Origin of the sequence: Butyricicoccus sp. AM32-19, from assembly GCF_003480365.1 — a bacterium.
Taxonomy (GTDB): Bacteria; Bacillota; Clostridia; order Oscillospirales; family Butyricicoccaceae; genus Agathobaculum; species Agathobaculum butyriciproducens.
The window spans coordinates 57,296-83,498 of record NZ_QUIX01000011.1 but is presented as its reverse complement, the minus strand read 5'-3'; the positions used below and the strand labels follow the sequence as shown (position 1 = coordinate 83,498).

Sequence of the window (26,203 nt, the reverse complement as noted above, 5' to 3'; positions counted from 1 at the left end):
ACCGGGTTTTTCGATAGTCTTGCGGCTTCGGTTTTTCGAAGCCGTTTTTGTTATATGGAGAATCGGCTTTACGCGTTCTCGCTGTTTCTCTCGCTCTTGGCATAGCTCTTGAACGAGTGGATAACGATCGTCAGACCGAGCACAATCAGCAGTACCGCAAGGATAAGCTGCAGACCGTTTGCGATGAATACCGCTCCCCAGGTGGTCTCACCGGCCGGGATAGCCGTTGAGGCGGCAGCAGAGATCGCCTTTACCATAGCGAGGAAACGCTGCACCAGCGCGGTGAAGGTAACACACAGCATGATGATCAGCGGCGGGAAGATCATCTTGTTGCTGCGGCCGGTAACCTTGAGGAATACGCAGAGCGTGATGAGCACCAGAGCGCTCAGCAGCTGGTTGGCCGAACCGAACAGCGGCCAGATATTGGCATAGCCGATCTTGGTGAGCAGGAAACCAAATGCCAGCGTGATAACCGTGGAAAAATATACGTTGCAGAACAGCTTGCGCCAGCCCTCGGCATGCTCCATGTCATCGACGGAGAACAGCTCCTGAAAGCTCATGCGGCCGATACGCGCAACTGCGTCCAGACTGGTCAGCGCCAGTGCGGAAACACACATGGTCATAAATGCAGTAGCAACATAAACCGGAACGCCGAACATCTCGAAGAAGCCTGCGACACCGCTGCTGAATACCTGGAACGGCGTGCCCGCTGCCGGCGTACCGTCAGCTGCTGCAGCAGCACCGGCAACGCACAGTGCCAGAACAGCCAGCAGACTTTCCAGCACCATTGCGCCATAGCCAACCTTGGGCATGTCCTTTTCGTTCTCGATGGTCTTGGAGGACGTACCCGAGGAAACCAGACTGTGGAAACCGGAAACCGCACCGCATGCAACGGTTACAAACAGGATCGGGAACATCGTGCCGAGCTTCTCATTGGTAAAACCGGTGAATACCGGCAGGTTCATAGTCGGATGTGCAACAACCAGACCGACGACTGCGCCTGCGATCATGCAGATGAACATGAAGGTGGTCATGTAGTCGCGCGGCTGCTTGAGCAGCCACATCGGAAGGACAGCGGCAAAGAAGATATAAACGAAGGTGATATAGCTCCATGCTGCCTTGCCGAAGATAAGCGGGCAGTTCATGCCGATTGCAAAGGAGGCAACGATGCACACAATGCCGACAACGGCTTCCTTCCAGCCGGTCAGGTTAAACTTTTTCTGGATAAGGCCGAGCACAACCGCGAATACCATAAACATGATGGAGATCATGCCTGCCGCACCGTTGGTGGTTGCGGCAGCAGCCAGCTCGGTAACGCCTGCGTCAGTGACAGTGTAGGCGTTGAATGTGCCCGCAACCATATCTGCGAATGCCGCAACAACGATGCAGCAGAAAATCCACGAGAAAATCAGGAACAGCTTGCGGCCGGTTTTGCCGATGTACTTCTCAATCAGCATACCCATCGACTTGCCCTTATTCTTAACCGAAGCGTACAGCGCGCCGAAGTCGGCTACCGCGCCGAAGAATACGCCGCCGATCAGCACCCACAGCAGTACCGGCAGCCAGCCGAACGCCGCAGCCTGAATTGCGCCGGTTACAGGGCCTGCGCCCGCGATGGAGGAGAACTGGTGACTGAATACCGTCCAGCCGTTGGTCGGCACAAAGTCCTTGCCGTCATTAAATTCAACGGCAGGCGTCTTGGCTTTCGGGTCGATACCCCATTTGTTCGCCAGCCAGCGTCCGTAGAAAACGTACGCGCCGAACAGAACAACAGCCGCGATCAGCACAATTACAAGTGTGTTCATGTTTTTTCGTCTCTTTCTTGAAATGATTTGCGATTCCGCAGCCAAAGGTATGCAAAAAAGCCTTCGTCCATGCAGGAGGATCACGAAGATGATCCTGCAAAGACGAAGGCATATACATTGCTGTATTTACTTCCGCGTTACCACTTTGCTTGCCGACAGTACGCTGCCGACCTCTCATTGCCGCCCGGTACCGCATTCTTCCGGAGGGCTTTTCCTGTTAACGGTGGATATCCGGCCTCGACTACTCGGCATTGCCTTTGATCGGAGCTGCTCGCAGGGGATAGCGAACCCGTGCCTTGCTGCCGTCTTGCACGACCGACGGCTTTCTGTGAGCGGTGATACGGATACGTCATGTCCTGTTCAAAGCATTTGGCTACTGAACGATTCGTATAATAGACCTCTTTTTGCCGTTTGTCAACCGGACAGGAGACGAAAAATGCAATTTTGGCAACACCTGCAAATCCGGCAGTATTGATAAATAAAAATTTGTTTATTTTTTAACGGCGTATCATATACAGCAAGATTCTATACTTGACAAATGTATTTTACACGGCTTATACTGATATTATGTAAAAGACAAGCAAGGGTGCTGTGATGAGCGGCTGAGAGGGCGAGAAACCCAACCTTTTGAACCTGTTGGTTAATGCCATTGTAGGGAAGCTGTCGCATTGCTGGGATTGAGTGCTTCGGTTTTGCCGCAGGGTGAAAACGAGGCGTTTTTTATTTTCCCGGCAGCGATGATAAAATTGGAGGGAACAGGAATGAAAACAGTGCTTACCATTGCCGGTTCGGACTGCTCCGGCGGTGCAGGTGTACAGGCCGATCTGAAAACCATGGCGGCACACGGCGTGTTCGGCATGAGCGTTATCGTATCAGTCGTAGCGGAAAACACCGCACGCGTGATCGACATTCAGGACATCAGTCCCCGGATGATCGAGGAGCAGATTGACGCGGTGTTTGAAGACATCGTGCCGGATGCGGTTAAAATCGGCATGCTGTCCTCGCCGGAGTGCATGAAGGCGGTAGCTGGCAAGCTGGCACAGTACAAGCCGGCGCACATCGTGATTGATCCGGTGATGTTCGCCAAAAACGGTGATCCGCTGATGGATCCGGCGTCTGTCGGCACACTTATTGAGACCGTGCTGCCGTTTGCTGAGGTGCTGACTCCGAACGTACCGGAGGCGCAGTATCTGGCAGATATGGAGATCCGCACGCCAGAGGACATGGAGGAGGCGGCACGCCGCATCTATGCCAAGGGCTGCAGGAACGTGCTCGTCAAGGGCGGCAAGAACATCGCAGGTGCGGTGGATGTACTGTTTGACGGCGAGACCTGTCACCGCATTGAGATTGAGCAGATCAACACCACCAGCACGCACGGCACGGGCTGCACGCTGTCCTCTGCGATCGCATCCAATCTGGCGCTTGGCCACAGCGTGCCCGAGGCGGTGAAGCTGGCTAAGGAGTATGTCACCGATGCCATCCGTCATGCACCCGGTCTGGGGCATGGCTGCGGTCCGCTGGGCCATTTTTGCCGTATTTTTTCGGAGGAGTGAAAGACAATGAAAAAGAATTCTATCCGTAAACTGACCATTGCAGGCGTTCTCGTCGCAGTTGCGGTCGTTGGCAGCCTGTTTTCCATACCGGTGCTCGGCGCGAAGTGCTCGCCGGTGCAGCATATGGTAAATGTGCTCGGCGCCGTTCTGCTGGGCCCGTGGTACGCGCTCGGCATGGGCTTTGCAGCAGCACTGATTCGCAATGTGCTCGGCTTGGGAAGTCTGCTGGCGTTCCCTGGCTCGATGATCGGTGCGCTGCTGTGCGGTCTGGCCTACAAGGCCTGCCCGAAGCTGCCGGTCGCTTACGTTGGTGAGGTATTCGGCACCGGCATTCTCGGCGGTCTGGCTTCCTACCCGATTGCCGCATTCGTGATGGGCAATACCAAGGCAGCTCTGTTCACCTTTGTGCCGTCCTTTCTCGTGTCCACTGCGGTAGGTGCGGCGATTTCGGTTCTGGTGCTGAGCGCCCTCAAGCGCACGCATGTTCTCAGCGCACTGGAAGGTGCTAAGCATTGATCGACACTATTAAAGCCGTTCTCGAAAACACGCAGAACCGCACACCGATGGTGCATTCCATCACCAATAATGTTACCATCAACGACTGCGCGAATATCATCCTTGCGGCAGGCGGCACGGCCATTATGGCGCAGGATGAGCGTGAGGTCGAGGAGATTACCTCGCACGCGCAGGCACTTGTAATCAACATGGGCGCTGTCCGCGCACAGGAGGCCATGCTGCGTGCAGCCAAGATTGCAAAGCGCAACGGCAATCCGGTCGTACTCGATCCGGTAGCCGCCGGTGCCAGCACGCTCCGGCGTGAAATGTGTTCCCGCCTGTTGAGCGAAAATCTTGTGTCGGTCATCCGCGGCAATGCATCCGAGGTGCGGGCGCTCGCCGCAGGAGCCGAGCAGGAGACCGGCGTGGAAGCCAGTGCGCTCGACAGCGTGACCGAGGACAATTTACAGGAATCCGCAGCGTGGCTGCGGTCGTTCAGCCGCCGGACCGGAGCTGTCGTCATGCTCACCGGCGCGATGGATGTAATTACCGATGGAACCCGTACCGCAGTGGTACGCGGCGGCAGTGCGTATTTGCGGCGGATCACCGGCGCAGGCTGTATGCTCACTTCACTGACCGGCGTGTACTGCGGTGCGAATCCAGATATATTGTTAGAAGCCGCAGTCACGGCATCGGAGGTGATGAAGCATTGCGGAGAAACAGCCGAGGCGCGTGTGCGTAAAGAGATGGAGGGCACCGCTTCCTTTCGTACGCGCCTGATCGACGCAGTAAGTCTGCTGAACGCGGACGAGCTGACGCCGAACCTCTGTTTGCAGATTCTGTAAGCAGAAAAATGCTGTCGGCAGAATTTTGCCGTCAGTCTTAGGAAAATCATCAACATACTTTCATTGGGGGTACCACCTTGAACAACAAAACCACCGAAAGACTGCTTGCCGCAACGCAGGACATCTGGGAAGGCTATCTGAACCATCCGTTTGTCCACGGTATTGCCGACGGCAGCCTCGACATTCAAAAATTTCGTTTTTATCTTCTGCAGGATTATGTTTACCTGTTTGATTACGCAAAGGTGTTCGCGCAGGGCGTTGTCAAGTCACGCGATCCCGAGATCATGCGCGTATTTGCTGGTTATGTGGCAAGCATCCTCGGCGGCGAGATGAATATTCACCGCAGCTACATGAGCCGTCTCGGCATCACCGAGGAGGACGCAGAGCGCGTCAAGCCGTCGCTGAATAACGAGTCTTACACATCCTACATGCGCGCTGTTGCAGCCGAGGAAGGTCCGGCGGAGATTATGGCGGCTGTGCTTTCGTGTGCACTCAGCTATGAATACATCGCCAAGTGGATCGTCGCCAACTACCCGAACGCCGATCAGCATGAGTTCTACGGTGAGTGGGTACAGGGCTACGCATCCGAGGACTATGCGGCAGAAAACCGCAAGCTGGTCGCTTATATGGAGCGCCTGAGTGAGGACTATACCGAGCCGCAGCTTGCGCGTCTGACCGATATTTTCGTCGCATGCTCGCGCTACGAGGGCATGTTCTGGGACATGGCCTGGAACGAGGCGATGTAAGCCATGCTGGAGTTTCGCAACGTCGTTTTTCAGTACGACAGTGAGGATTTTAATATCATAGACGGTCTATCCTTCCATCTCGAGAAGGGAGAATTCGTGTCGGTCATCGGGCCGTCCGGCTGCGGCAAATCCACGATTTTCCGCCTGACCAACCAGCTTCTGCCGCGCAGGAGCGGTGAAATTCTGGTGGACGGCAAGAGCATCGACGGACGGCGCGGCTACTGCGGTTACATGCCGCAGCGCGACCTGCTGTTTCCGTGGCGCACGGTGAACGAAAACCTGCGTCTGCCGATGGAGATTCGCGGCGGCTTTTCCCGCGCGGAGATGGACAAGCGTGTGGCGGAAACGCTTGAGCACGTTGGTCTGGCTGGCTGGGGCGACAAGCGCCCGGAGGAGCTTTCCGGCGGTATGCGTCAGCGTGCGGCATTCGCGCGTACGCTGCTGACCGGCTCGGAACTGCTGCTGCTCGATGAGCCGTTTTCCGCGCTCGACTTTCTCACGCGCATCACTATGCAGGAGTGGCTGCTCGACCAGTGGGAGCAGGACAGCAAGACCGTCCTGTTCATCACTCACGATGTAGAGGAGGCTATTTTCCTGTCCGGCCGTGTTCTGGTCGTGGAGGATACGCCGATCCGCAAGCTGCACTCGTTTGAAGTGCCTGCGCCGTATCCGCGCACGCGTGCGTGCCTGACCGACCCGAAGATGCTCGAGCTGAGAGAAAATCTGATTTCGCTGCTCAGAAAAGAGGTGCAGGCATGAAAAAGAATGCAAATCTGCCCGCACTGATCTTTATGTTCGCGCTGCTCATCGTCTGGCAGTGCATAGCCATGGGCATGGATGCGGCCTACATTCTGCCGTCGCCGACACAGGTGCTTGTGCGCCTGTGGGAGCTGCGCAAACCGCTGTTCACCGCACATCTGCCGGCTACCATGCTGTGTACCGGAGTCGGCCTTGCGATCTCGATCGCGCTCGGTCTGCTGCTCGCCATCGTAATGGACGCGAGTCCGTCGGCGGAGAAAATGCTGTACCCGCTCATCGTCGCTTCACAGACCATTCCGACAACCGCACTTGCGCCGCTGTTTGTGCTCTGGTTCGGCTACACGATCTGGAGCAAGGTGCTCGTCACCGTGCTCATCACGTTCTTCCCGATCGCGATGACTGTGTTTGACGGCTTCCGCTCGGCGAAGACCGATATGGTCGATATGCTCAAGACCTTCGGCGCAGGCAAGAAGGAAATTTTCCTCAAGCTGAAGATTCCGGCAGCGCTGCCGTACTTTTTCTCGGCGCTCAAAATGGCGATCCCGATGTCGATCATCGGCGCTGCGATCGGCGAGTGGCTGGGCGCACAGGCCGGTCTCGGCTATTTCAGCCGCCGCATGATGACGCAGCTGGACGGCGCTGGCGTGTTTGCACCGATCGTACTGCTGAGCGTGGTTGCGATGATCGCAGTAGGCATTGTAAGCTGGTTGGAAAAGAAAATTATCACCTGGCGCAGCAGCTTATAAACTTGATAACACAATTTTAAGAAAAAACGAAATTTTTGTTCTAACATAAGGAGAAAAACATATATGAAAAAGCGTATTCTTGCACTTCTGGCAGCAGGCACCATGCTGCTGACCGGCTGCGGCGCACAGAACGCCGCACAGTCTGATGCGGCAAACAGCGGCAGCGATGATCTGCAGCACCTGACCGTTGTGCTCGACTGGTATCCGAATGCTCTGCACGCATTCCTGTACGAAGCGCAGGAGAAAGGCTACTTCGCCGAGGAAGGTCTGGATGTGGATATCCAGTCCCCGGCAGGCGTAAACGATGCAATGAGCATGGTTGCCGCCGGCAAGGCAGACATTGGTCTGTATTATCAGCAGGATGTCATTCAGGCTCGTGCTGAGCAGGATGTGCCGATCAAGTCCATCGGTGCAGTGGTTCAGGGTCCGCTGAACATCATCCTGTCGCTCAAGGACAAGAACATCACCAAGCCGCAGGATCTCGAGGGCAAAACAGTCGGCTACGCGGGCACCGAGCTTTCCGAGGCACTGGTCCGCAGCATCATGCAGTCCAACGGTGCCGATCCGAACAGCGTGAACATGGTTGACGTTGGCTTCGACCTGATGAGCTCGATGACCACCGGCAATGTTGATGCAACCATCGGCTGTCTGGTCAACCACGAGGTACCGCAGATGGAGAAGGAAGGCTTCGAGGTCAATTACTTCTTCCCGGATGATTACGGTGTGCCGAAGTATTACGAAGGTATTTTCCTCGCAAGCGATGATATGATTGCGAACAATTCCGATACGCTGAAGGGCTTCCTGCGCGCTTGCAGCAAGGGCTTTGAGGACTTCAAGAGCAATACCGACGATGTTCTGCAGGTTCTGCTCGACAATCAGGACGAGGCAAACTTTGCACTCGACCCGGATGTAGAGAAGAAGTCCTGTGAGACGCTGCTGCCGCTCATGGAGACCGAGGATGCCAAGTTCCTCTCTCAGACCGAGCAGTGCTGGCAGGAGAACATTGACTGGATGTATGATCAGGGCCTGATCGCAGAGAAGCCGGATGTTTCCGACGTTATGGTAAACCTTGACTTCTAAAAATACGCATATAGAACAGGGGACAGAGCATTGGCTCTGTCCCTTTTGTGTTATCCGTCCAGCTTGTCGATCATCTCGCGCATTGTGTCCGCGGAACGCTGCAGCTGTGCCAGTTCTTCCTCGGAGAGCGGAATATCCAGCACGGCTTCCGCGCCGTTTCGTCCGACGATAGTCGGTACACCCAGACAAATACCGTCCACGCCGTAGTGTCCGTGAATCATAGAGGTGACCGGCAGCACGGAATGCTCATTGCGCACAATGGCCTCCGCGATACGCCGCACCGCCATGCCGATACCGTAATAGGTTGCGCCTTTGCTGTCGATAATCTGGTAAGCCGCATCGCGCACATGTTCGTAAATGCGGGAAAGTTCGTCTGCAGGCTCGGTGATGCCTGCAATGCGGCAGTAATCGTCCAGATCAGCACCAGAGATGTTAGCGCTCGACCATACCGCCAGCTCGCTGTCGCCGTGCTCGCCGATGATAAACGCATGCACGTTGCGGCTGTCCACGCCAAGCCGCTGTCCGAGCAGGTACTTGAGCCGCGCAGTATCCAGCACGGTACCGGAACCGAGCACACGTCCGGCAGGGAAGCCGCTCAACTGCTGCGCCAGACAGGTCAGCACATCGACCGGATTGGACACAACCAACAGGATCGCCTCACGATTGACTGCCGTAAGCTGTGCAATGATGGAGGACAGGATGCCTTTATTGCGTCCGAGCAGCTCCAAACGGCTTTCGCCCGGTTTCTGGTTTGCGCCTGCCGCAATGATGATAAGACCGCATTCGGCGAGGTCAGCATAGTCTCCTGCCATGACGCGGCACGGCTTGCTGAACGCCACACCATGATTGATGTCCGATGCCTCACCGATAGCCTTGGCGCGGTTCATATCCACGAGTACCAGATCGGAGAATAGTCCGGAAACCGCCAATGTGTACGCGCAGGTCGCGCCGACAAAGCCTACACCGATCACGCCGCATTTTTGAATATTCGTCATATTGGATACACTCCTTCTGCGAGTAGTATATCCGTTTTGTTGTTGGAAAACACATGACTTTGTGCTATACTTATACTGTATTTTTATCGGCAATATCAGTTCAGGAGGATAGGGCTATGAATAAATGGTTACGCGCTGTCTGTGTTGGCGCGGCTGCCGCTGCTATGCTGACCGCTTCGGCCTTTGCGGCAAATTATACGAATTGTGCGGATTCGCTGCACGAAATGGGTCTGTTTCAGGGCACGCAGAACGGCTACGATCTTGACCGCACGCCGACCAGAGCGGAAGCGGCTGTCATGCTGGTGCGGCTGCTCGGCAAGGAGGCTGAGGTCAAGACGCTGACGTATACTGCACCGTTTACCGATCTCAAGGGATGGGAAAAGCCGTATGTGCAGTATCTGTACAGCAACGGTCTGGCGAATGGCACGAGCCGGACGACCTTCAATCCGACCGGCAAGTGCACCGCGCAGATGTACGCGGTGTTCCTGCTGCGTGCGCTCGGCTACTCGGATACGGCGGATTTCAGCTATGCGAACGCGATAGAGACTGCTCGCGAGCAGGGTATTTACGACACCGGTATCATCAACACGCAGAATTTTCTGCGCGACGATGCTGCAGCGGCAAGCTACACGGCGCTGTCCGTTTCACCGAAGAACAGCGAAGGCACACTGCTGGACCAGCTTGTCAGCGAAAACGCGATAACCGAAGCGAACGCGAAATCGTATCAGAATCTGTTTTCGACCTACGCGCAGTACCGCGAGGCAACCGCCGGTATGGATGCTCTGCTGCATTACTCGGTCAACAGCGAATTTGCGTCTCCGGTGGCTGTAACTCATGACGGCAAGACCGTCATGCAGGTGCAGACGAGCGAGACCACCGTGTTCGACCGCGAGAAGAATGAACTGCTCACCGACCGTAAAATGACGCTTTCCGCGCCGAATACATCGGATAAGCAGCTGCTGACGCAGAGTTATCTGTCGGACGGTGCGCTATATCACAAATTGAACGGCTCATGGTCGGCAGAGCTGGTGACTGCCGCTGAGCAGGAGGGCCTTGCCGCGATGTATGGCCGCGTACCGCTGGTGTGTGTCGATTCGCTGAGTCAGCGTGCAGGCAGCTGGATCATTACCTGTGCCGATACGCCGAACGCGTACACCGAACTGCTCTGGTCGGTCGAAAGTGCACTGGGTGATTTAGACGAAGCCGTCCGGCTGCAGCCGACCACGGTAACACAGTCGGTCAGCGGCGGCACGATTCGCAGGCAGAGCGTTTCCGCAGCCTTCACGCTGGACGGCATGACGGCAGCGCCTGCTATCATCAGCACACTGGACAAAACCGGCGCAGATGCTGTGCTGAACGCGCCCAAGTAAACGCATAAGTTCCGCCTTTTTCGCATATTTGTGTGATACGGAGGTGCGGAGATGGAGAGACGGCTGAAATGCGGCGTTTGCGCCGCGGCGGCACTGGCGCTGGTGCTGTGCTTTGGCATGGAGCAGAAAACCCGTGCAATGCAGACGGCAGGGAACACCGAAGTTACGCTCGTCATCGATGCCGGACACGGCGGCTTTGACGGCGGTGCGGTCGGCGCGGATGGAACCGCCGAGCAGGATATCAATCTGAGCATTGCAAAACGGGTGCAGGTGCTGGCGAATTTCTTCGGTGTGCCGACTGCTATGACGCGGCCGGATGAAAATGCACTTGATTACGACCCTTCCCGCACGGTGCGAGAGAACAAAATCGCGGATATCAAGGCGAGAGAAAAGCTGGTAAACAGCATTCCGTCACCGGTGTTTCTGAGCATTCACCTGAATAAATTCAGTGACGCACAGTACCACGGTGCACAGGTGTTTTACTCGACAGGGAATGTGCAGGGCAAGCCGCTGGCCGAGCAGATACAGCAGTGCCTGATTGACGGCTGCGACCCATTGAATCATCGCAAGGCTAAACAGGCAGACAGCGCCATCTATCTGATGAAAAAGCTGGACTGCCCGGCGGTTATCATCGAATGCGGCTTTCTGTCCAATCCGGCCGAAGAAGCGCGGCTGCGGGACGAAGCCTATCACAAACAACTTGCTGCCGCCGTGATCTGCGGATATTTACGCAGCCAGAGCGGTATGTAACGGAGGAAATATGAAGCAAAAGACAGTTTTTCTGTGCGGTGACTGTGGCTATGAAAGTCCGAAATGGTACGGCAAATGCCCGTCCTGCGGCGCATGGAACACCATGAGCGAATTCAAGGAGAAGCCGGTTTCGGCGGCACGCGGCACGAATACATTTCAGCGCGGCGAATCGCGGCCGACGCTGCTCAAGGATATTGATACCGGAGACGAAAGCCGGTTCCATTCTGGAATCGGTGAACTCGACCGCGTTCTCGGCGGCGGCGCTGTACACGGCTCGTTTGTGCTGGTCGGCGGTGAGCCGGGCATCGGCAAATCGACGCTTCTGCTGCAGATGTGTCAGGAAATGTGCAAAAACGCACGCGTGCTCTATGTTTCGGGCGAGGAATCGCTCAAGCAGATCAAAATTCGTGCGGCACGTCTGCACATTTCTTCACCCGAGTTGTACATCCTTGCCGAGACCGACATGGAGCAGATCATCAACGAAACCGAGCTGCTCGAGCCGGATATTCTAATCGTGGACTCTATCCAGACGGTCTATAAGCGCGATTTAACTGCCGCTCCCGGCGGTACAACGCAGATCAAGGAATGCGCGATGAGCCTGATGCAGTACGCGAAGAATCGCAACGTGACGATTTTTATTGTTGGTCATGTCAACAAAGAGGGTACGCTGGCAGGCCCGAAAATCCTTGAGCACATGGTGGACTGCGTGCTGTATTTCGAGGGGGAATCCGCAGGTCCGTTCCGCTGTCTGCGTGCGGCGAAAAACCGCTATGGCTCAACCAATGAAATCGGCGTGTTTGAAATGAGCGATCACGGTTTGCTCGAGGTGCAGAATCCGTCTGCGGCTATGCTGGCCGGTCATCCGCAGGGTGCGTCCGGCAACTGCATTGCCTGCGTGATGGAGGGCAGCCGTCCTCTGCTCGCCGAGGTGCAGGCGCTTGCTGCGAAAACGCAGTTTGGTGTGCCGCGCCGCACCGCTGCCGGCGTGGACTACAACCGCATGGTGCTGCTGCTCGCCATTCTGGAAAAACGCTGCGGGCTGTTTCTGTCATCGAGCGATGTGTACGTCAACGTTGTCGGCGGCATGCGGCTGGACGAGCCTGCTGTGGATTTGCCGATGGTGCTGGCAATCGCATCCAGCTTTCGGGACAAGCCGCTGCCGGAAGGCGTCATGAGCTTCGGCGAGGTCGGTCTGACCGGCGAGCTGCGCGCGGTATCCAATCCGGGACAGCGTATCAATGAAGCATATCGTCTTGGTTTCCACACCTGCATCATGCCTATGCAGGATGTGGACGAGGACCTGCTGCAGAAAATGAATATCGTGCGTGCGAAAACCGTCGGTGACGCGATTCGTGCCGTATTGTAAGCATAATTTTCACCTCCTCTCCGCAGACTAAACTCAGTTTGCGTCAGGGGAGGTTTTGCATTTGGAGAATAAGATCCGCGCGGTGCTGCTTACGACGGCAGGTGTGCTGACGGCAATGCTGTTCTGGTCGTGGAAACACCGTCCGCCGGAGGCGTTTTTGGTACGCACAGCGGCCGCCGAAACGCAGGATATCTACAATAGTGTGACGATTTTCGGTACGGTCGAGTCCGCAGAGAGCACAGCGGTTTGTCCGGCGAAAAATGGTGTAGTAAGTGCAGTGTATGCCGCAACAGGCGACACCGTGCAGAAGGGTGATATTCTGTGCACGCTGACTGATATCGGCAGATCGCAAACAGCTGCGGATTACTGGCAGACCGCACAGAGCGTGTTTGCAATTTCCGGCACGGTGAACACTGTCACCGCCGAGGACGCTCACGCGCTGTATGCGCCGATGGACGGTACTGTGCTGACCGTTCCGCAGGCGGGCGAGAGTGTATCGGTCGATATGCCGTGCATACAAATTGCGAATCCGGATAAGCTGCGCGTGCGTGCGCAGTCTCCCGAGCTATATGTAGGAGAGCTTGCTGTCGGGCAGCGCGCTAACATCACATTTTCGGCAGTGGACGGCACCTTTCACGCCGGATTAACCACAATTGCTCCTGCGGCTGTGAAAACCTTTAGTCTGACAAACGAAGATCCTGAAGCAACCGTTGAGGTGCTGCTCGATTTGAACGGCTCAACCAAAAATCTGCGCCCCGGCTATTCCGCGACCGTTAAGGTATTCACAGACCATCGGGACGATGCTGCGGTTGTACCGTATGAAGCAATTTGCCAGCGTGGAGAACAAGAGTTTGTATTCTGCGTGCAGGACGGCCATGCCGTGCAGTGCGCGGTACAGACCGGCTATCTGCTCGAGGATACGGTTGAAATTATAGACGGCTTGCCGACAGGTGTATCGGTCATTCTGTCGCCGCCCGATGAATTGACTGACGGTGATCCGGTGGAGGTACAGACATGAGACTGCGGGATATTCTATCACTGGCGGCACATAATCTGCGGGAAAGTCCGCTGCGGACGGCACTTTGCGCGCTTTCTGTTGCGGTTGGAAGCGGTGCACTGCTGCTTATCCTTTCCATTGGTCTGTATGGGCGAAAACAGGTGGACGTCGGTTTGCAGACACTCGGTGTCAGCGGTTTATCGGTGTACACGGAAAGCGGACACGCGGGAACGATACTCTCGGCAGCACTGGCGGATGAGATAGAGCAGGATGTGGACGGCATTCGCGCGCTGATGCCGATCAAGGCGCAGAGCGGCACCGTGCGCGTCGGACACACAACTGAGCACGCGGTACTTCTCGGTGCAGACGAACGGCTCGGTGAAGTCATGCAAATGGAGATGCTGGCAGGCACACTGCCGAACGCATGGCAGTGTGCAAACGCTGAGCCGGTCGCCGTGGTCGGCGATGATCTGGCACAGACGCTGTACAGACGGACAAATATCACCGGACGGCAGATTCGGCTAAAGGTAAACGACACCGACCGGTATTTCACGGTATGCGGTGTTGTGCGGGCACAGACGGGGGCATTCGGCGGAATGCTGTCGGCGGTTGCACCGCATCTGGTCTATGTGCCGTATGCGTGTATCGCGTCGCAAACCGAACGCACGGATCAAGTGTTTGTGCAGTGCATTTCGCAGGCAGATACTGCTTCGGTCAGCTCTCAGATCGAAAAGTACCTGACCAATCGACAGCAGGTACGCGGCGTGCATGTACAGAATATGTCGGGTGCGGTGCAGACCGTACAGCAGCTTGCCGAAATGGGAATCGGCCTGTTTGCCGCCGTCGGTGCGGTGACACTGTTTGTCGCGCTCATCGGTGTGATGGGAAGCATGCTGGCTGCCGCTCACGAGAAAACAGGGGAGATCGGCATTCTGCTGGCGCTCGGCGCACAGCCGCATGATATTCGCCGGACATTTCTCCTGCAGGCTGTGCTGCTGTGCCTGTTCGGCGGAATCGTCGGTCTGGCAGCCGCAGGTGCGCTCCTGCACTTCGGAGCAGCACTGCTCCTGCCGGAAGGCCGCGTATTTGCCGGATTGCTGATACTTTCCACACTCAGCGGAGCCGCTGCCGGACTGCTCCCGGCGGTTCGTGCGGCCGCTCTCAATCCAATCGACGCAATATGCAAATAACTCTTTTCTTTCGCCTTCATTTGTGCTATCATTAACAGTGACAAATAACGAATAGGGCGACTGTACCGTAGAAAGGAATGGAGTTTGCATGCGCCATATTATTGATTTATGTGATTTAACGGAAAAAGAATTTTCCGATCTGTACAAGCTGGTCAGCAATATTATCGACCGACCGGAGGGTTATGTAGATGCCTGCCGCGGCAAGGTGCTGGGCAGCCTGTTTTATGAACCTTCTACCCGTACCAACCTGTCGTTTTCCACCGCAATGATGAGACTGGGCGGCAGTGTTGTCGGTTTTTCCGATCCGAACGCCACTTCTGCGTCTAAGGGCGAAACACTCAAGGATACTATCAACATGGTATCCAGCTATGCGGATATGATCGTCATGCGCAACCCGCGAGAGGGCGCAGCCAAGGTAGCGTCAATGTACTCGTCTGTGCCTGTCATCAATGCCGGCGACGGCGGTCATCTGCACCCGACCCAGACGCTTGCCGATATGATTACCATTTTGCGTATGCGCGGCTCTGCTGACGATATGAAGATTGGTCTGTGCGGTGATTTGAAGTACGGCCGTACCGTGCATTCTCTGCTGCATTTCCTGCAGCGGTATCATAATGTACAGTTTTATCTGATCGCACCTGATGCACTCAAGCTGCCAGACTATATGGTAAAATTCCTGAAAGACAACAATATGCCGTTCTGCGAGGTAGACAGCATTGATGAAGTTCTGCCCGAGCTGGATGTGCTGTACATGACTCGCATTCAGCGCGAGCGCTTTGTCACGGCAGAGGAGTACGCAAACCTTGAAGGCAATTATCAGCTGACTGCTGAGAAGATGAAGCGCGCCAAGAAGGACATGCTGGTGCTTCATCCGCTGCCGCGTGTTGATGAGATTGCACAGGACGTGGATGATGATCCGCGTGCGGTCTACTTCCGTCAGGCGCGGTTCGGCATGTTCGGCCGTATGGCACTGTTGCTGACGCTGTCCAAGCTGCCGTTCGAGCGTGCCGGTCATCATGAAATCGGTGCAGATCCCGGCATTCGCTGCTCCAACCACAAGTGCATTACGCGAAGCGAGCTGTATGTACCGCTGCACGGCAAGGTCGGTGACCGCTGTCCGTACTGTGATGCCGCGCTGGAGATGCAGCTGTAATAAAAAAAGAGTCTGTTGCAGAACAGGTCCGCAAAGAACGCAGGGACGAAAGGTCGCATAAGGCATTTCGTCCCTGCGTTTGTTTTCGAAAATGGGTGGTTTGATCTTGTTTCACACCTAATCATAAAGCAAAAAGACGAGTAAGCAATCCCTTTCGGGGAAACTTACCCGTCTTTTCTTACGCACTATTTTGCAGCGCGCCCTTTTATGTTACTTATCGCTGTTTTTTGGCTGTTTTACAGGCACACGCTCACCGTTCGGCCGGATTTCCGCCAGCGGATTCCTTGCCGCAGCTTCGCGCATGTTTTCATTCTCGATGTGGGTGTAGATCATGGTCGTATCCACACTCGAGTGACCAAGAATGCTTTGCAGTGTGCGGATATCCACGCCGTTCTGGTACATGAGCGTTGCCGCTGTGTGACGCAGCTTGTGCGCAGAGTATTTTTTGGGGTCGAGTCCGGCTTGACCGATATATTTCTTTACCAGCCACTTGACCGTCTGTACGTTAATACGGTTGCGCTTTTTGCTGACAAACAGCGCGTCCGTGTCCTGCTCGTTCGGCTCCAGGCGTTTGGGCAGATACTGCTCGAGTGCGGCAAGACACGCATCGTTGAGAAATACCGTCCTCTGCTTGCCGCCCTTACCGAGCACGCGCACGGTATCGTCCTTGAAGTCGGTCAGATTCAGTCCGACCAGTTCGGAAACACGCATGCCGCAGTTAAGGAAAAACGTCAGGATGCAGTAATCTCGCTCGGCATACGGGCCGGTGACGGATTCCAGAAGCCGCACGCTGTCGTCCGTTGTAAGATAAGTCGGCAGAGATTTACGGACAGTCGGCGCTTCCAGTCCGCTGACCGGATTGACCTCTAAAACATGCTGTTTATCGGTTAAATACCGAAAAAACGCGCGTATCGCAGAGACCTTGCGTGCACGCGAGTTGACACTCAATCCGTAATTGGTGTGGTTGCTGTTCTGCTGAGTTGGGCGGCTCTGCGCCATGTATTCCAGATAATCATAGGTGTCCGACAGCGTGATATCACGGATAAAATCCAGATCAATGTCGCTGATGTCGATCTCATCAAGCGGAAGATTTTTATCGACTGCGCCTTTGTTGTGCTTGAGTACGCGAAAAAACAGCCGCAGATCAAGATAATACTCGTGTGCGGTTTTTGCGGATTTGCCGCGTATTGTGGAAATATAGGTTAAAAAATCCCGCAAAACGCGCGGTGCGTCTGCGGCGTATTCGTTCATCGGCTTGTCCATTGCTGCGCTCTCCTCGCCTGCTGTGATACTGTATTTATTATAACGCATTCTGCAATTTGCGTCAAACTTGCAATTTTCGGAAAAACAACGTATAATAAAGCCAACAACTTAATGGAAGGGGCATGGCTGATGAGCCGAATTTCTATTCAGCGCGGAGATATTACTCAATGCACGACCGATGCGATTGTAAACGCTGCCAACACGTCCCTGCTGGGCGGCGGCGGTGTGGACGGTGCCATTCATCGAGCGGCAGGACCGGAGTTGCTGGCGGAATGCCGTACGCTCGGCGGCTGTCGGACCGGCGAAGCCAAAGCAACACGAGCATATCGTCTGCCATGTCGGTATGTCATTCATACGCCGGGACCGATCTGGCGCGGTGGACATGCGGGTGAGGCGGTACTGCTGGCAGGCTGCTATCAAAACTGCCTGCGCATTGCATCTGAATTAAATTGCAAAACCGTGGCGTTTCCGTCCATCAGCACTGGTGTGTATCGCTTTCCGCTGAATCGTGCCGCTGAAATCGCTATCCGTACGATTGAGGAATATCTTTCAACTCATGCAGAAATTGAGCAGGTAAGCATGATCTGCTTTGATGGAACCACGCTTTCGGCGTATCAAAACGCGCTTTCTGAACGGGAGGCTAACCATGTCTAAAAATCCGAATCAAAAGCTGAAGCTGCTGTATTTATACCAAATCCTGCTGCAGCGAACGGATGAGAACCATAAACTCACCACAGATGAACTGCGTGCGGCACTCGAGCGCTGCGGCATTACCGCTGAACGCAAAAGCATTTATTCGGACATCGAAGCACTCCAGAATTTTGGTCTGGATGTAATTTGTCAGAGAGGTACCGGCGGCGGCTATTACGTCGCGTCACGCGAATTTGAACTGCCCGAGCTCAAGCTGCTCGTGGATGCAATCCAGTGCTCCCGCTTTATCACCGAGAAAAAATCCAACGAGCTCATCGGCAAAATCGAGCACCTCACCAGTGACCATGAAGCACATACGCTCCAGCGTCAGGTGTATGTTTCCGAACGTGTGAAAACGCTTAATGAGCAGATTTACTACAATATTGATGCGCTGCATGCGGCCATATCCAACGATGTCCAGATTACGTTTCGCTATTTCAACTGGGTGCTGAATTTCTCTGCCAGTCCGCGCATTCAAAAGCAGTACCGCCGAGATGGTGCGCGCTACCGCGTCAGTCCGTGGGCACTAACGTGGGACAATGAAAATTACTATCTGATTGCCTTCGATCACGATGCCGGTGAAATCCGCCACTACCGCGTAGATAAGATGGATTCACTTGTGCAGACCGACCTGCCTCGTGAGGGTAAACAGCTGTTCGACGATCGGTTTGACGCGGCAGCCTACTCCCGTAAGGTGTTCGGCATGTTCTCCGGCGAGGAGAAAACCGTGAAACTGAAATGCCTGAACCGCTTTATCGGTGTCATGCTCGATCGCTTCGGCAGCAGTCTGCGTCTATTTCCGGCGGATAACGAACATTTTTATCTGGATGTGGATGTTGTTGTCAGTCCGCAGTTTTTTTCCTGGGTGTTCAGTCTGGAAGGAGATGTGCGCATTGTAAACCCGCCGGAGGTCTGCGAAGCGTTTGAAAAGCAGATTCACAAATTCATAGACTAAGTACCGTTTAACGTACTTTCCTTTTGTTATACTATGTACAACAAAAGGAAAGGGGATGCGCAAGATGAACTGCACTCTCGAATATGTAAACGGACACATTGAAGTATATGACGGAACCGGCGCGTTTCTTTTCTCTGCCGACACCAAGCAGGAGGCGCTCGAAGAACTCGAAGACGCCGCTTAATTTCATAAAAAAGAGACTGTATCGGTGATACAGTCTCTTTTTCTTATCTTATACGCCAAATACGGAATCCGCATAATGCACGGTTGCCATAGCGTCCTTCGCGTAGCAGTCCGCGCCGATGGAATCTGCGTATTCCTGTGTGAGCACAGCACCGCCGACAACGACCTTGGTGCCCGGCTTTTTCTCACGCAGCTGTTTAATGGTCTCTTCCATGCTGACAACTGTTGTCGTCATCAGCGCACTCAGGCCGACCACAGGAACATCTTCCTTGATAGCGGTATCAACGATCACCTCGGGCGGAACGTCCTTGCCGAGGTCGAGTACCTGATAGGCGTAGTTTTCCAGCAGAACCTTGACAATATTCTTGCCGATATCGTGAATATCTCCCTTGACGGTCGCAAGAATAATTTTGCCCTTGATCTGCTGGCTTTCGCCCTTCATCGCGTCCTTTACGACCTCGAAAGCCGCCTTGGCCGCTTCTGCGCTCATGAGCAGCTGCGGCAGGAACACGGTGCCCTTCTCGAAGCCCTTGCCGACGCGGTCAAGCGCCGGAATCAGCTCGTTGTTGACAACCTCGAGCGGCGGAACCGTCTGCAGCATTTCCTTTGCCGCGTCGATCGCACGTTCACGCAGGCCGCGTTCAATGCTCTCCGCAAGCGGCATCGCCGTGCCGCCTGCTGCCGCAGGAGCCGCTGCCGGCTGGTTGCCGTAGGCCGCAATATAGCCTGCGCACTGCTCATCCAGGTTGGCCAGCGCCAGATAGGAACGATACGATTTCATCATCGCCTCGTTATTCGGGTTGATGATCGCGCAGGACAGACCGCTCTGCATCGCCATCGTGAAGAAGTTCGAGTTGACAATCTCACGCTGCGGCAGACCAAACGAAATGTTCGATACGCCGAGAATCGAGTGACCGTGCAGCTCATCACGAATGCGGCGCAGCGTTTCGAGCGTTACGAGAGCCGAACCGCTGTCCGACGAAATGGTCATTGCCAGACCGTCAATCACGATATCCTCATGCGGAATACCGTATTTCTCCGCTGTATCGTAAATCTTCTTTGCAATCCGGATGCGGCCCTCTGCCGTGGACGGAATGCCGTTTTCATCCAGTGCCAGACCAACAACAACACCGCCGTACTTGCGTACAAGCGGGAACACGGCTTCCATGCTTTCCATCTTGCCGCTGACCGAATTGATCATCGGCTTGCCGTTGTACAGACGCATGCCGCGCTCCATTGCGATGGTATCCGAGGTGTCAATCTGCAGCGGCAGCGCGATAACACTCTGCAGGCGCGTAACAACGCGCTCCATCATCACGGGTTCGTCGATTTCAGGCAGACCGACGTTGACATCAAGGATATGTGCGCCGCTGTCCTCCTGCGCCATGCCTTCACCGAGGATGTACTCGATGTTATTCTCGCGCAGAGCTGCCTTGAATTTGCTCTTGCCAGTCGGGTTGATACGCTCGCCGATGATAACCGGCTTCGGCCCGATCTCCACGGCCTGCGAGAACGAGGAGACCACCGTGCGGCGCTTGGCTACCGGCGGTCGGAACGGTACCTTACGGCACTTTTCGATGGTCAGCCGCAGATGCTCCGGCGTAGTGCCGCAGCAGCCGCCAAGTGCCTGCACGCCCATGCCTGCGATTTCTTCCATCAGGTCGGAAAACTCAGCAGGCGCGATATCGAATACCGTCTTGCCGTTTTCGCTGCGCGGCAGACCGGCATTGGGGTTGACGATAATCGGCAGCGAGCTGACCTGCGTCAGACGCTCGATGATCGGGTGCATCTGCTTCGGACCAAGACCGCAGTTAACGCCGAGCGCGTCTACGCGCAAGCCCTCGAGCATGGCAACCGTGGAATCCACCGTGCCGCCTGTCAGCAGCTTGCCTTTTTCATCGAAAATCAGCGTTACGAGCACAGGCAGGTCGCAGTTTTCCTTGGCAGCCAGCACAGCCGCCTTGGCCTCGTAGCTGTCGCTCATAGTTTCGATGAGCACGAGGTCTGCGCCCGCCGCCGCACCGATGCGAATGGTTTCTCCGAACAGCTCGACCGCCCGTTCAAACGGCAGGTCGCCCATCGGCTGGAGCAGCTTGCCGGTCGGGCCGATGTCAAGCGCAATATAGGCATCCTCTCGGCCTGCCTGCTGACGCGCAGTTTTTGCATGCGAAACTGCAGCTTGTACGATTTCCTGCAGGTTATCCGGATATTTGAGGGCATTTGCACCAAAAGTGTTGGTGTTCACCACATCACAGCCGGCTTCAAAGTAGCTGCGGTTCAGCGCAATAATCTCATCCGGATGGGACAGGTTCCACGTTTCCGGCAGTTCACCGGCTTTTAAGCCGTGCTCCTGCAGGATGGTGCCCATGCCGCCATCGAAAAATATCCATTCTTTTCCCAGTCGTTCGGTCAGTTTCATTCTTTTCATCTCCTGTAAGCGCAATCCGTCTTGCCGCATTCCTCACAGCCCTTGCGGTGACACGGCTGCGGTGTTTCAGACAGACCAATTACCGCCGTTACCGACTTGATAGGTGCCAGAAGACAACTTTCGGTCACGGTCAAGCCAATCTTGCGCGGCGTATCCAGCAGGCGGCTGAAATCCCGCTGGTGTGCGATCGGAAAATCGCCGTAGCCGGGACTGAACCGCGGCCGACAGTACATGCCGCGCTGCGCTGCGTCCTGCCGGATGCGTTCGTTGACCTCATCGCAATAGGTCTCGACCATGGCCGCTGCCGCCGCCTGATAGATCACCGCGTCGCTCATCCGGACTGCAGACGCGCGGGCAATCAGGCGATCCGGTCCGATGCCGAGCGTTGCTGCCATCAGACAGACCTCGCTGCAACCCTGCAGATTACGTGCCAGATTTTTGCTGTGAATTTGTACATCTGCGATCTCGAACGTTTGCGCATCAATATGCTGCAGCGGAAACACGCGGTAGATCGACCTGGGTTCTGCCGCCTGCTGCAGTGCTTCACCGCATCGTGTCAGGCTGGCCTGTACTGCCTCATCCGGCTGCGTGCCGTGATAGCCCATGTAGCGAATGGCTTCCGATCTATCCAGTTCAATCACTTGAGAATCTCCGACAGGCTGGACTGAATGCCTGCGGCAATTTCCGGCTTGTTCATCGAGTAAACATGGATATGGTTGACGCCGTTTGCAATCAGGTCGATGATCTGCTCGGTCGCGTAGATAACGCCTGCCTGCTTCATAGCCGCCGGATTGTCGCCGAAACGGTCAACGATGGCCTTGAAGCGTTCGGGCAGGTAGGTGCCGGACATGGAAGTGATACGCTTGATCTGCTTGACATTCGTCACCGGCATAATGCCCGCAACAACCGGAACCGTAATACCCTTTTCTCGAATGCGGTACAGGAAGTTGTACATGATGTTGTTATCAAAGAACATCTGCGTAGTCAGAAACTCACAGCCTGCGTCTACTTTCTCCTTGAGGTGCAGAATATCCTCGGTTTTATTGGCTGCCTCAACGTGACCCTCCGGGTAGCAGGCGCCGCCGACGCAGAAATCGCCCTGCGACTTGATATCGCGTACCAGCTCAGCGGCATAGTGGTAGTCAGAATGCGGAGCACCGCCCTCCGGAATATCACCACGCAGTGCAAGAATGTTCTCGATACCGGCATCCTTATACTTTTTTACCATCGCTGCAACGTGCTCACGGGTAGAGGAAACACAGGTCAGATGGGTCAGAACGGTAACATCATACTTTTTCTTGAGATCTGCTGCGATGTTAACAGTGTGTTCGCTTGTGCCGCCGCCTGCACCGTATGTAACGCTCATAAAGTCCGGACGCAGCGCCGCAATCTCCTGTGTTGCGTGTGCGACAGACTCATAGCTGCTGCTGGTCTTGGGCGGGAATACCTCAAAAGAAAGGGTTACTTTATCCTGATTCAAAAGTTGGGAAACCTTCATGTTGCATCTCCTATGTTTCTACTCGTATTTCTGTTTAATAAAAAAGACACGATTTTGATCCGCGTGAAAATTCTATACGTTCCAAAGCCGTAGTGTTTATTATATCACATTTCCCTACTTTATTTCCAGACAAAAATACGATATAATATAACGTATCGGAGGGATTATTTTGACCGATATGCTTAAGAACTGTCAGCTGTGTCCGCGCGCCTGTGGCGCAGACCGCACAAAAAGTCGCGGAGCCTGCGGTGCAGGCATCGAAATCGAAGCTGCACGCGCATCGCTTCATATGTGGGAGGAGCCGCCGATTTCGGGTACAAATGGCTCGGGCACGGTGTTTTTCTCTCATTGCTCGCTCGGCTGTGTGTTCTGCCAAAACCGAAAGATCAGCCGCAGAGAGGCCGAGGGACAGAACATTACGGCAGATGCACTGGCGAAAACCTTTCTCTCTCTGGAGAAAAAAGGTGCGCATAACATCAACCTTGTTACCGGCGCCCATTATGTGCCGCAAATTATCGAAGCGCTGCAAATTGCCCGAAAACAGGGGCTTTCGCTTCCTGTTGTATACAATTCCAGCGGATATGAGCAGGTGGAAACGCTGCAGCTGCTCGATGGTCACATTGACATCTATCTGCCGGATTACAAGTATTACAGCAGCTACTATGCAGGTCTGTACTCGCATGCGGAGGATTACCGTGAGTTCGCTGTTCCGGCTATTGATGAAATGGTGCGCCAGACAGGTGCACCGCAGTTTGATAAAAATGGTCTGCTGAAGCGCGGCACCGTCATCCGGCATTTGATGCTGCCCGGACTGGCCGGCGACACCGCGCAGGTGCTTCGGGATATTGCCTCTCGATGGGGCGACAGCGTACTTGTCAGCCTTATGCGGCAGTACACGCCGTTTGATATGCAGGATTATCCCGAGCTTGACCGCACCATCACCGCAGAGGAGTACGCAGATGCCTGTACGCTGTTCGGTGAGCTTGGACTCGGCGGCTTTTTTCAGCAAGATGAATCCATCAGCGAGAGCTTTATTCCCGCCTTTGACGGCACAGGATTGGAGGAAAATTAACATGAAAACCGTTCTCAGCATTGCAGGCACCGACCCGACAGGCGGCGCAGGTATTCAGACCGACCTGAAAACCTTTGAAGCCTTCGGAGTGTATGGCATGGCCGTTATCACTGTCGTGTGTGCACAAAATACCACTGGTGTATTCGGTATGCAGCCGGTTTCCGCTGAACTGGTTGGCAAACAGATTGACTGTGTGTTTGACGATATTTTTCCGGATGCCGTCAAGGTCGGCATGCTGTATGACGCAGAGATTATTCACACAGTAGCGGAGCGCTTGAAGGCGTACCACGCCAAGAATATCGTACTCGACCCGGTAATGATGTCCTCAAGCGGTACCGCGCTGCTGCATCACGATGCGGCAAAGGTTCTGCAGGAGGAGCTGTTCCCACTGTGCACTCTGGTAACGCCTAATCTGCATGAGGCAGCCGCTGTCTGCAGCCATACCATCACCAATCGTGAAGATATGGAGCAGGCGGCACGCGAAATCGTCGGCAAGACCGGCGGCGCCGTTCTGGTCAAGGGTGGTCATCTGGCAGACTGCGCAGATGATCTGCTGTTTGACGGCACAGAAATGCACTGGCTTCCCGCGCCGCGTATTGACAACCCGAACACGCACGGTACCGGCTGCACGCTATCCAGTGCAATCGCATGCGGACTGGCACATGGCGTGTCGCTCGTCGGCAGCGTCAAGCGGGCCAAGCGGTATCTGACCGCCTGTATTGACTTCAAGCTGGATCTTGGTCACGGTTCCGGTCCGCTGCAGCACCGCATTGCGGATTGGGAGCACTGGCATGCGTGAACTGCGGTGCATTCCCGACGCAGACCAAGCATTTCAATTTTTCAAAATGTAAGCAAGAAAAAGTGCAAAGAATACAGGGGCAAAAGGCTGAAGAAGGCTTCTTGTCCCTGCACTCATTTACACTGCACCGGTGTTGTTTCACACCTTAATCTAAAGCAAAAAGACGAGTAAACAAACCCCATTCGGAGAAACTTACTCGTCTTTTCTTGCGCGCTGTTTTCAGCGCGCCCCATGTTTTATCCGTTTGCGGTGCTGCTCCATGCCTGATGCAGATCAGGGAACAGAGCAAGCGCACGATCGAGAATGCCGTGCATATGAGCGATGGCAATGCCATAGTTGGTCATCGGCACATTCCGCTCGGCGCTGTGCCGCAGACGATACTGCATTTCCCGCTCGTTCAGCATGCAGCCGCCGCAGTGCACGACAAGTGCGTACTTGCTCACGTCCTCAGGAAACTCATTGCCCACGGTAAACGAGAACTGCACATCCTTGCCGGTAAATCTGCGAATCCAGTTCGGCAGTTTTTCCGTGCCAATATCGCCGCACTGGCGGTGATGCGTGCAGCCTTCGGAGATGAGCACAGTATCGCCATCCTGCAAAGAATTCAGCTGTGCAGCACCGAGAATCGCCTGCCGCAGATTGCCTTTGTATCGGGCAAACAGGATGGAGAACGAGGTCAGCTGGACATTTTTCGGCACCAGCTTGTCCACAATGCCGAACGCCTGTGAGTCCGTGATAACCAGCCGCGGCGGCTCACGCAGGGATTCCAGCGTGCGGGTCAGCTCGGTTTCGCGGGTGACAAGCGAAATTGCGCCTGCTTCCAGAATATCGCGGATGGTCTGCTGCTGCGGCAGGATCAGCCGGCCTTTCGGTGCGGCTGAGTCGATCGGCACGACCAGTACGACTGTGTCATTCGGCGCAAGCAGGTCAGCAACCAGACGTTTTTCCGGCTCGGTCGGCTTGACGGCTCGTGCGATCAGTTCCTTGAGTTCACGGATATTGCTGTCGGCTGCTGCGCTGACGTAAATCTCGTTTTCCGGCATGGCGGCAGGAACCGAAGTCAAATCCGCCTTGTTGTGCGCGATGACAAACGGAATCTCCCGCTTGCGGAACAGCTCGATAAGCTCCTGCTCGGCAGGCTGCAAACCGCGCGTGCTGTCCGTGACAAGAACCGCAATATCCGTCTTTTCCAGCACGCGGAGCGCCCGGCGGACACGTTCCTCACCGAGCGTGCCCTCATCATCAATGCCCGGCGTGTCGATGATAACCACCGGACCGATAGGGAGCAGTTCCATCGCCTTCTGCACCGGATCGGTGGTCGTGCCCTTGACATCGGAAACAATGGACAGTGTTTGTCCGGTCACGCGGTTTACCACGCTGGATTTGCCCGCATTGCGCAGGCCGAAAAAGCCGATGTGTACGCGCTCGCCGGAGGGCTGTGCGTTCAGTCCCATAGGAAACCCTC

The 26,203-nt window shown here is 55.2% G+C and carries 24 protein-coding genes; 17 read left to right on the top strand and 7 right to left on the bottom strand.

All coding sequences use genetic code 11. The annotated features are described in order from the left end of the window. Window positions 1-68: 68 nt before the first annotated feature. Window positions 69-1,805, bottom strand: coding sequence for a carbon starvation CstA family protein (locus DW806_RS10190; protein WP_110436811.1), 1,737 nt, complete (start codon window positions 1,803-1,805; stop codon window positions 69-71). A gap of 761 nt (window positions 1,806-2,566) precedes the next feature. Between DW806_RS10190 and thiD (DW806_RS15445) the strand changes: the two genes are divergently transcribed. The 7 genes from thiD (DW806_RS15445) (at window position 2,567) to DW806_RS10160 (ending at window position 8,029) form a co-directional block, all read left to right on the top strand. Next, window positions 2,567-3,358, top strand: a complete 792-nt coding sequence (thiD, locus tag DW806_RS15445) for a bifunctional hydroxymethylpyrimidine kinase/phosphomethylpyrimidine kinase (protein ID WP_119214618.1) — start codon at window positions 2,567-2,569, stop codon at window positions 3,356-3,358. Between the two features lie 6 nt (window positions 3,359-3,364). Then, window positions 3,365-3,874, top strand: coding sequence for an energy coupling factor transporter S component ThiW (thiW, locus tag DW806_RS15440; protein WP_116704920.1), 510 nt, complete (start codon window positions 3,365-3,367; stop codon window positions 3,872-3,874). Further along, window positions 3,871-4,698: a hydroxyethylthiazole kinase gene (thiM, locus tag DW806_RS10180; protein ID WP_243022708.1), complete on the top strand. Its 828-nt coding sequence runs from the start codon at window positions 3,871-3,873 to the stop codon at window positions 4,696-4,698. The genes thiW and thiM overlap by 4 nt, the downstream gene beginning before the upstream one ends. A 77-nt stretch (window positions 4,699-4,775) precedes the next feature. Continuing rightward, window positions 4,776-5,444: a thiaminase II gene (gene tenA / locus DW806_RS10175; protein ID WP_118729876.1), complete on the top strand. Its 669-nt coding sequence runs from the start codon at window positions 4,776-4,778 to the stop codon at window positions 5,442-5,444. Window positions 5,445-5,447: 3 nt separating this feature from the next. Further along, window positions 5,448-6,203: an ABC transporter ATP-binding protein gene (locus DW806_RS10170; protein WP_118729875.1), complete on the top strand. Its 756-nt coding sequence runs from the start codon at window positions 5,448-5,450 to the stop codon at window positions 6,201-6,203. Continuing rightward, on the top strand, window positions 6,200-6,949 hold the full coding sequence (locus DW806_RS10165; protein WP_118729874.1) for an ABC transporter permease: 750 nt from the start codon (window positions 6,200-6,202) through the stop codon (window positions 6,947-6,949). Before DW806_RS10170 ends, DW806_RS10165 begins: the two co-directional genes overlap by 4 nt. A 63-nt stretch (window positions 6,950-7,012) precedes the next feature. Further along, window positions 7,013-8,029: an ABC transporter substrate-binding protein gene (locus tag DW806_RS10160; protein WP_118645489.1), complete on the top strand. Its 1,017-nt coding sequence runs from the start codon at window positions 7,013-7,015 to the stop codon at window positions 8,027-8,029. Between the two features lie 50 nt (window positions 8,030-8,079). Here the strand turns inward: DW806_RS10160 and DW806_RS10155 are convergent, their stop codons facing one another. Next, window positions 8,080-9,024, bottom strand: coding sequence for an L-lactate dehydrogenase (locus tag DW806_RS10155; RefSeq protein WP_118729873.1), 945 nt, complete (start codon window positions 9,022-9,024; stop codon window positions 8,080-8,082). Window positions 9,025-9,140: 116 nt separating this feature from the next. Between DW806_RS10155 and DW806_RS10150 the strand changes: the two genes are divergently transcribed. The 6 genes from DW806_RS10150 to pyrB all read left to right on the top strand — a co-directional run bounded on the left by DW806_RS10150 (window position 9,141) and on the right by pyrB (window position 15,850). Beyond that, complete coding sequence (locus DW806_RS10150; protein ID WP_158578348.1) at window positions 9,141-10,394, top strand: S-layer homology domain-containing protein; 1,254 nt, start codon at window positions 9,141-9,143, stop codon at window positions 10,392-10,394. Between the two features lie 51 nt (window positions 10,395-10,445). Beyond that, window positions 10,446-11,144 carry an N-acetylmuramoyl-L-alanine amidase gene (locus DW806_RS10145; protein WP_118729871.1) on the top strand — a complete coding sequence of 233 codons (699 nt, stop codon included), beginning with the start codon at window positions 10,446-10,448 and terminating at the stop codon, window positions 11,142-11,144. 10 nt (window positions 11,145-11,154) lie between these two features. Then, a complete protein-coding gene (radA, locus tag DW806_RS10140; RefSeq protein WP_110436803.1) occupies window positions 11,155-12,510 on the top strand; it encodes a DNA repair protein RadA in 1,356 nt (451 codons plus the stop codon). Between the two features lie 61 nt (window positions 12,511-12,571). Beyond that, complete coding sequence (locus DW806_RS10135; protein WP_118729870.1) at window positions 12,572-13,528, top strand: efflux RND transporter periplasmic adaptor subunit; 957 nt, start codon at window positions 12,572-12,574, stop codon at window positions 13,526-13,528. Then, window positions 13,525-14,697: an ABC transporter permease gene (locus DW806_RS10130; RefSeq protein ID WP_118729869.1), complete on the top strand. Its 1,173-nt coding sequence runs from the start codon at window positions 13,525-13,527 to the stop codon at window positions 14,695-14,697. The genes DW806_RS10135 and DW806_RS10130 overlap by 4 nt, the downstream gene beginning before the upstream one ends. An 88-nt stretch (window positions 14,698-14,785) precedes the next feature. After that, a complete protein-coding gene (gene pyrB / locus DW806_RS10125; protein WP_117488072.1) occupies window positions 14,786-15,850 on the top strand; it encodes an aspartate carbamoyltransferase in 1,065 nt (354 codons plus the stop codon). 210 nt (window positions 15,851-16,060) lie between these two features. On the opposite strand, the gene DW806_RS10120 is transcribed toward pyrB, so the two are convergent. Then, window positions 16,061-17,113: a tyrosine recombinase XerC gene (locus DW806_RS10120; protein ID WP_118729868.1), complete on the bottom strand. Its 1,053-nt coding sequence runs from the start codon at window positions 17,111-17,113 to the stop codon at window positions 16,061-16,063. 129 nt (window positions 17,114-17,242) lie between these two features. Between DW806_RS10120 and DW806_RS10115 the strand changes: the two genes are divergently transcribed. Both DW806_RS10115 and DW806_RS10110 read left to right on the top strand, forming a co-directional pair. Continuing rightward, the gene (locus DW806_RS10115; protein ID WP_116704923.1) at window positions 17,243-17,767 is read left to right on the top strand and encodes an O-acetyl-ADP-ribose deacetylase; all 525 of its coding nucleotides are present in this window, start codon (window positions 17,243-17,245) and stop codon (window positions 17,765-17,767) included. Further along, window positions 17,760-18,758: a helix-turn-helix transcriptional regulator gene (locus DW806_RS10110; protein ID WP_118729867.1), complete on the top strand. Its 999-nt coding sequence runs from the start codon at window positions 17,760-17,762 to the stop codon at window positions 18,756-18,758. The genes DW806_RS10115 and DW806_RS10110 overlap by 8 nt, the downstream gene beginning before the upstream one ends. A gap of 232 nt (window positions 18,759-18,990) precedes the next feature. Here DW806_RS10110 and DW806_RS10105 read toward each other — a convergent pair whose 3' ends face one another. From DW806_RS10105 to metF, 3 genes are read right to left on the bottom strand one after another with little or no spacing between them, the layout of a single operon-like run. Continuing rightward, entirely contained in the window at window positions 18,991-21,360 is a 2,370-nt protein-coding gene (locus DW806_RS10105; protein WP_110436796.1) for a homocysteine S-methyltransferase family protein, read from the bottom strand. Window positions 21,361-21,365: 5 nt separating this feature from the next. Then, window positions 21,366-22,010, bottom strand: coding sequence for a vitamin B12 dependent-methionine synthase activation domain-containing protein (locus tag DW806_RS10100; RefSeq protein ID WP_118729866.1), 645 nt, complete (start codon window positions 22,008-22,010; stop codon window positions 21,366-21,368). Then, complete coding sequence (gene metF / locus DW806_RS10095) at window positions 22,007-22,867, bottom strand: methylenetetrahydrofolate reductase [NAD(P)H] (RefSeq protein WP_110436794.1); 861 nt, start codon at window positions 22,865-22,867, stop codon at window positions 22,007-22,009. Before metF ends, DW806_RS10100 begins: the two co-directional genes overlap by 4 nt. A gap of 178 nt (window positions 22,868-23,045) precedes the next feature. Here metF and DW806_RS10090 point away from each other — a divergent pair, with 178 nt between their 5' ends. Both DW806_RS10090 and thiD (DW806_RS10085) read left to right on the top strand, forming a co-directional pair. Then, window positions 23,046-23,939: a radical SAM protein gene (locus tag DW806_RS10090; protein WP_199677300.1), complete on the top strand. Its 894-nt coding sequence runs from the start codon at window positions 23,046-23,048 to the stop codon at window positions 23,937-23,939. Between the two features lies 1 nt (window position 23,940). Continuing rightward, window positions 23,941-24,738: a bifunctional hydroxymethylpyrimidine kinase/phosphomethylpyrimidine kinase gene (gene thiD / locus DW806_RS10085; protein ID WP_118729865.1), complete on the top strand. Its 798-nt coding sequence runs from the start codon at window positions 23,941-23,943 to the stop codon at window positions 24,736-24,738. 236 nt (window positions 24,739-24,974) lie between these two features. On the opposite strand, the gene hydF is transcribed toward thiD (DW806_RS10085), so the two are convergent. Beyond that, window positions 24,975-26,192, bottom strand: coding sequence for a [FeFe] hydrogenase H-cluster maturation GTPase HydF (hydF, locus tag DW806_RS10080; protein WP_118729864.1), 1,218 nt, complete (start codon window positions 26,190-26,192; stop codon window positions 24,975-24,977). Window positions 26,193-26,203: the final 11 nt, after the last annotated feature.

Coding starts and splice junctions, on each gene's coding strand:
- DW806_RS10190 (WP_110436811.1), bottom strand. CDS start 1,805: ATGAACACACTTGTAATTGTGCTGATCGCGGCTGTTGTTCTGTTCGGC.
- thiD (WP_119214618.1), top strand. CDS start 2,567: ATGAAAACAGTGCTTACCATTGCCGGTTCGGACTGCTCCGGCGGTGCA.
- thiW (WP_116704920.1), top strand. CDS start 3,365: ATGAAAAAGAATTCTATCCGTAAACTGACCATTGCAGGCGTTCTCGTC.
- DW806_RS10170 (WP_118729875.1), top strand. CDS start 5,448: ATGCTGGAGTTTCGCAACGTCGTTTTTCAGTACGACAGTGAGGATTTT.
- DW806_RS10165 (WP_118729874.1), top strand. CDS start 6,200: ATGAAAAAGAATGCAAATCTGCCCGCACTGATCTTTATGTTCGCGCTG.
- DW806_RS10160 (WP_118645489.1), top strand. CDS start 7,013: ATGAAAAAGCGTATTCTTGCACTTCTGGCAGCAGGCACCATGCTGCTG.
- DW806_RS10155 (WP_118729873.1), bottom strand. CDS start 9,024: ATGACGAATATTCAAAAATGCGGCGTGATCGGTGTAGGCTTTGTCGGC.
- DW806_RS10150 (WP_158578348.1), top strand. CDS start 9,141: ATGAATAAATGGTTACGCGCTGTCTGTGTTGGCGCGGCTGCCGCTGCT.
- DW806_RS10145 (WP_118729871.1), top strand. CDS start 10,446: ATGGAGAGACGGCTGAAATGCGGCGTTTGCGCCGCGGCGGCACTGGCG.
- radA (WP_110436803.1), top strand. CDS start 11,155: ATGAAGCAAAAGACAGTTTTTCTGTGCGGTGACTGTGGCTATGAAAGT.
- DW806_RS10130 (WP_118729869.1), top strand. CDS start 13,525: ATGAGACTGCGGGATATTCTATCACTGGCGGCACATAATCTGCGGGAA.
- pyrB (WP_117488072.1), top strand. CDS start 14,786: ATGCGCCATATTATTGATTTATGTGATTTAACGGAAAAAGAATTTTCC.
- DW806_RS10120 (WP_118729868.1), bottom strand. CDS start 17,113: ATGGACAAGCCGATGAACGAATACGCCGCAGACGCACCGCGCGTTTTG.
- DW806_RS10115 (WP_116704923.1), top strand. CDS start 17,243: ATGAGCCGAATTTCTATTCAGCGCGGAGATATTACTCAATGCACGACC.
- DW806_RS10110 (WP_118729867.1), top strand. CDS start 17,760: ATGTCTAAAAATCCGAATCAAAAGCTGAAGCTGCTGTATTTATACCAA.
- DW806_RS10105 (WP_110436796.1), bottom strand. CDS start 21,360: ATGAAACTGACCGAACGACTGGGAAAAGAATGGATATTTTTCGATGGC.
- metF (WP_110436794.1), bottom strand. CDS start 22,867: ATGAAGGTTTCCCAACTTTTGAATCAGGATAAAGTAACCCTTTCTTTT.
- DW806_RS10090 (WP_199677300.1), top strand. CDS start 23,046: ATGCTTAAGAACTGTCAGCTGTGTCCGCGCGCCTGTGGCGCAGACCGC.
- thiD (WP_118729865.1), top strand. CDS start 23,941: ATGAAAACCGTTCTCAGCATTGCAGGCACCGACCCGACAGGCGGCGCA.
- hydF (WP_118729864.1), bottom strand. CDS start 26,192: ATGGGACTGAACGCACAGCCCTCCGGCGAGCGCGTACACATCGGCTTT.